At 48.0% G+C, this 2,092-nt stretch carries 2 protein-coding genes; both read right to left on the reverse strand.

Features of this window, described 5'->3' with window-relative positions; all coding sequences use genetic code 11:
• Positions 1-20: 20 nt before the first annotated feature.
• Positions 21-1,223: a lipid-A-disaccharide synthase gene (gene lpxB, locus B7Y67_RS16065; RefSeq protein WP_293599491.1), complete on the reverse strand. Its 1,203-nt coding sequence runs from the start codon at positions 1,221-1,223 to the stop codon at positions 21-23.
• Positions 1,224-1,233: 10 nt separating this feature from the next.
• Positions 1,234-2,031 (reverse strand): acyl-ACP--UDP-N-acetylglucosamine O-acyltransferase, encoded by a 798-nt coding sequence (gene lpxA, locus B7Y67_RS16070; RefSeq protein ID WP_293599492.1) that lies wholly within the window; start codon positions 2,029-2,031, stop codon positions 1,234-1,236.
• Between the last annotated feature and the right edge of the window lie 61 nt (positions 2,032-2,092).

Raw genomic sequence — 2,092 nt, forward strand, 5'->3', positions numbered from 1 at the left:
ACCACATACCCAAATCATGCTCACACAGTGATCCGATTTTTACTAGCAGTAATTGTTTGTGCCACAGCCTGCGCAACCAATAAACCTGTTGGCCTACGCAAGGTCTCGTGCATTTCTGCAAAACGGGTTTTTAGTTGAGCGACTTTACCGGGCTTATTTAACCAATCAACTAAGGCATCAGCTAATTTGTTTGGAGTTGCATCATCCTGCAGAAGCTCAGGGACAACGAACTCGCCACAAAGAATGTTCGGCAAACCTACGTAGGGCAAGTAACCCTGTCGCTTCATAATCTGTGCGGTTAACCAAGGCACCTTATATGAAATCACCATTGGCTTTTTCCAGAGTGCAGCCTGCAAGGTAGCGGTACCACTAGCAATGAGAACGACATCGGCAGCCTCAAGAACTGCATCAGCCTCACCATCAATCAGATAAATTTTGAGATCAGGATTTTTATCTAGGGTATTTTTTAATTGCGCCTCAAGCGGCTCTCGTAAGCGCGGTGTAGCAACCGGAATGACAAAATGAATCGCTTGTCCCAGCATGCGCTTCATAAGCTCTGCCATCGTCTCAAAAAAGACAGGAGCAATGAGCTCAATCTCTGAACTCCGGCTACCCGGTAGAACAGAAACCACGACCCCATCTAATGTATTGACTGGCAGGCTTAGGATTTTTTCTATCCTTTGCCTGGCGGTCACTGGATTTGGCTCTAAAGGAATCTCACTTGCAAGTGGATGTCCCACATAAGTTGCGCTGATACCGGCGCGCTCATAGATCTCAGTTTCGAAGGGAAAGATGCAGAGCATGCGCTCTACTGCTTGCTTAATCTTCGTAATACGCCCTGCTCTCCAAGCCCAAATCGAAGGAGAAACAAAGTGCAAGGTGGGTATACCTGCTTTACGCAAAGCTAACTCGACACCCAAATTGAAATCCGGTGCATCAATACCCAGATACACATCAGGTCGACCTTCGCCAGTGAGATTACTGATGAGCTCCTTACGCAGTTTTAGAATGGCTGGCAACTGTTTAATTGCCTCAACGTAACCGCGAACACTCAGTGTCTCCATTGGCCAATCTGAGCGCAGACCTTGCTCCTGCATACGAGGGCCACCAATACCATAGACCTCTAGACCGGAAGTATCAGGGATCTGCTTTAGCGCACTCAATACTGGCGCTGCCAGCAAGTCGCCCGAGGGCTCTCCGGCAACACAAGCAAGTTTGGACACTCGATTGACTCTATCGAATAATGCCGCGTGTAGAGGCGGCAATAAAGTCATGAAATTCTGTCAGCTTTTCTGCTGTAGCGGCATCAGATGCGCTAGCCAGAGCCATCTTCTGAATCTCTACCTTAGCCTCTTCGAAACTCAGGCCATCCTTGTAGAGAACTTTATACGCCTGACGCAGCGCAGAAATCGTTTCACTGGAGAAACCACGGCGCTTCAGCCCCTCCACATTGATGCCATGTGGAGAAGCCTTGTCACCTGCAGCAATCACAAATGGTGGAATGTCTTGTACTAATGCAGAAGCACCACCCAACATAGCGTGTTGGCCAATACGGACAAATTGATGCACACCAGACATGCCGCCCATAATTGCCCAGTCACTCACCTTCACGTGACCAGCAATTTGTGCGTTACTCGAGAAGATCGTATGGTTACCAATTTGGCAGTCATGTGCAATGTGCACATAAGCCATGATCCAGTTGTCATCACCAATTCTGGTGATGCCTTCATCCTGAGATGTGCCTGTGTGAATCGTGGTGAACTCACGAATCGTATTGCGGTCACCAATGATGAGTTGGGTTGGCTCACCACGGTATTTCATATCCTGAGGGGCGCCACCAATAGCCGCAAAGTGTGCAAAATTATTCTCTTTACCGATCGTGGTGTAACCCTCGATCACAGTATGCGAACCAATCTTACTGCCAGCGCCAATTTTGACATTTGGTCCAATAACAGAATATGGACCAATCTCTACATCACTAGCGATCTCAGCCTTGCTATCAACTACAGCGGATGCATGAATCCGAGTCATTACGCGCCTTTCGTACGAACAGCACAAGTAATATTTGCTTCAGCAGCAAGTTCACCGTCAA

Source organism: Polynucleobacter sp. 35-46-11 (assembly GCF_002281105.1).